The 3,046-nt window shown below is 62.1% G+C and carries 3 protein-coding genes; 2 read left to right on the top strand and 1 reads right to left on the bottom strand.

All coding sequences use genetic code 11. The features are described from left to right. Window positions 1-183: 183 nt before the first annotated feature. Together truB and ribF are read left to right on the top strand one after the other, a co-directional pair. Window positions 184-1,212 carry a tRNA pseudouridine(55) synthase TruB gene (truB, locus tag AC0AP0_RS10980; RefSeq protein ID WP_198208659.1) on the top strand — a complete coding sequence of 343 codons (1,029 nt, stop codon included), beginning with the start codon at window positions 184-186 and terminating at the stop codon, window positions 1,210-1,212. 118 nt (window positions 1,213-1,330) lie between these two features. Beyond that, complete coding sequence (ribF, locus tag AC0AP0_RS10975) at window positions 1,331-2,464, top strand: bifunctional riboflavin kinase/FMN adenylyltransferase (RefSeq protein WP_490430489.1); 1,134 nt, start codon at window positions 1,331-1,333, stop codon at window positions 2,462-2,464. A gap of 21 nt (window positions 2,465-2,485) precedes the next feature. Here ribF and AC0AP0_RS10970 read toward each other — a convergent pair. Beyond that, the coding region (locus tag AC0AP0_RS10970; RefSeq protein WP_490430488.1) for an amino acid ABC transporter ATP-binding protein at window positions 2,486-3,046 on the bottom strand (561 nt) is incomplete at its 5' end.

The following is a 3,046-nucleotide window of genomic DNA, read 5'->3' as shown; positions in this document are numbered from 1 at the left end:
AGGCCATGGCCAAAGCCCGGGTCAATGCCAGCTATGCCGGCGACCCCGATCCATACAGGCATGACGACGAGGAAGAGGCCGATGGGTCGGACTCCGTCACTGATGAACCTGCGGCAGAGGGTGCGGATGAAACCGACCGCTGAAGGCATCGGTGGGGCAGAGGCTTCCAAGTCGTCGGATGGTATGGAGTCCGGCACCGGTGAACCGACTTCGGGCATCATCCTTGTTGACAAGCCGAGCGGTGTGACCAGCCATGACGTGGTGGCTGCAGTTCGTTCTGGCCTTGGCATGCGTCGCGTAGGCCATGCCGGAACCCTGGATCCCATGGCCACTGGTCTGCTGGTCATAGGGTTCGGCCAGGCCACGCGCCTGCTGACGGTCATCGTCGGCCATGATAAAACCTATAGAGCCACTGTTCGCCTGGGACTGGGCACCACCACGGACGACGCGGATGGGGATTTGCTGCCGGTGCGTCCTGGAGCCGCGCAGAGGGTGGATGATCTGACAGCCCAGGGTCTGCAGGATCTGATTGATCGCTGCTTCACCGGCTGGATCGACCAGGTGCCTGATGCATTCTCTGCCATCAAGGTCAAGGGCAAGCGAGCTTATGATCTGGCTCGCGCAGGCCAGGAGGTCAAGCTGGAGCCCCGACGCATTCGGATTGCATCCTTCAATCTGCTTGACTTTCGCCGTGTGGATTTAACCGATCAGGGAGCCAAGGTGGTCGATGCGGATGTGGTGGTGTCCTGCTCCAGCGGCACCTACATCCGCGCCCTGGCTCGCGATCTGGGCGAACGCCTGGATCTGGGCGGTCACTTGACGGCCCTAAGAAGGATTCGAGTGGGTCCATTCGACCTGGAGGATTCCGACCTGGCATCCAGGGTTCTGGGCGGTCATGTGGTCCCTCACACCTACCGGAACCGCCAAGGTCAGACGGTTGTTCGCAGTCGCATGGTCCTGGACCGCAACCGGCAGGCGATGTTGGATGGCTCGCTTGACCTGGTGCAGGCGGCACGCATGAGCATGCCCGTTCTGAACCTGGATGCCGACCAGGCCGTCAGAGTCTCCAACGGCGGATTCTTGGATCTGCCTGTCACTGGGCCCACAGCTGCCCTGGCAGGGCCTCAGGGCAAGCAGCGGCTGGCTGCTATCCTAGTGCCCGGTTCACGAGGCGGGGCCAAGCCGGATGTGGTCTTCCACCCCGAGGCCTGAGTGCGCAGGTCGTGTTTAGCTCCAGGGTCTTGCCAGGGTGCGACGGTGGGAATACAGTGCTTAAGGAATTTTCGGTGCCCGGGTTCGGGGGCCGCCATGACTAAGTGATGGGAAGCGGATGAAGGTCAGCCAGGTCAGCCCGGACGAGTCGGGCATTGTCAGGTGGCCGGGAACCTTGGGGGCCCGGTCCAGCGTAGTCACCATCGGTGTCTTCGATGGTATGCACCGGGGTCATCAGGCCCTACTGCGCCGGGTGGTCGAGCTCGCTGCCAAGAATCAGGATCGGCCCATGGCCCTGCTCTTCGACCCAAGTCCCAAACTGGTTCATAGCTACGCTGACAGCCATGACATGACTGAACCGCCCCTGGACCTGATTCGCCATGACCCTGATCAGATCATGCCTCTGGAGGAGCGCCTGAGGCTGATGGCTCAGCTGGGGCTGGAGCAGGTTGTGGTGGTGCGATACACGTTGGCTTTTGCAGCCAAGTCCTATCGATTCTTCCTCAAGCAGCTTACCGAACAGCTAGCCATGCGGACGCTGGTCCTGGGCCGCGATGCGCAGATGGGCGCAGGGCGGATCGGAGATATCAAGGCGATTGGCGATCTGGCGGACACAGGACTGTTCAACCTGGAGGTAGTGGACGACCAGGGACCTGGCGACTGCACTCTGCCTGACGCTGACGGCCTGGAGCGACGTCGTGTACGAGCCTGGAGCAGTTCCCACCTTCGGCAGTTGATCCTGGACGGCGATGTGGATGCGGCCCTGGATATTCTGGGCCGGCCGCACATGGTTCAAGGCACAGTGGTCCATGGGGAGCAGCGGGGTCGCCGCTTGGGATTTCCAACTGCCAATCTTGCTCCCGACAGCCAGGGGATGATGCCCGCAGATGGAGTCTATGCAGGCTGGCTGGTTGACCTGGGTCTGCCTACGGATCCTATGGCGACGCCGGAGGGACGGGAGGGGCGGCTGGCTCAGGGTTCGCCCTGGCGGATGCCTGCCGCCATCTCCATCGGCACCAAGGAGACCTTCCTGGCTGCTGGCCAGCAGATGCCAAGAGTCCTGGAGGCCAATGCCGTCCGGCCGGATTGGGTGGACCTGTACGGTCACCGGGTCAGGGTGGAATTCCTCAGCCGTCTGCGCGGTCAGAAACGGTATGCGGGCGAAGAACCCCTCAAACGACAGTTGGCCCTGGATGCCGATCGCACCCTGGAACTGACCAAGGCTGCGGGAAGAGTGTTTTCCGTCAACTGAAGACTGTAGGAACTTTGGAACTCACAGCCCTCGGAAGTGGCTGAAAAACTCCCTGGTTCGCGGATTCTCAGACTCGTCCATGACCTCTTGCGGTGTTCCGTTCTCGGCGATGACGCCGTCCAGCAGCAGGACAACCCGGTTGGCCGCATGATGGGCGAAGCTCATCTCGTGGGTGGCCATGAGAATAGTGGTGCCTCCGGCGGTCAGCTCCGAGACCATGGCCAGGACCTCGCCTACCAGCATGGGGTCCAAGGCTGAGGTGATCTCATCCAGCAGGAGAAGTTCCGGGTCGGTCATCAGGGCTCGGACGATGGCCACCCGCTGCTGCTGGCCGCCGGAGAGCTGATCGGGGTAGGCTCCGGCTTTCTGCTTCATGCCGATTCGATCCAGCAGTTCCAGGGCCCGCTCCCTGGCCTGGTCCTTGGGCATGCCGTGAACTTTGATGGCCCCCAAGGTCACGTTTTTCAGGACGTTCATGTGGGGAAAGAGGTTGAACTGCTGGAAGACCACGCCGATTCTGGCCCGACAGGCATCCTGGTTGATCCTGGGATCCGTGATGTCGGTGCCGCCCAGCCATATCCG

The sequence above is a fragment of the Bifidobacterium sp. POST2/T3 (B1) genome, assembly GCF_058197115.1.
This window is presented reverse-complemented; position numbering and strand designations above follow the sequence as displayed.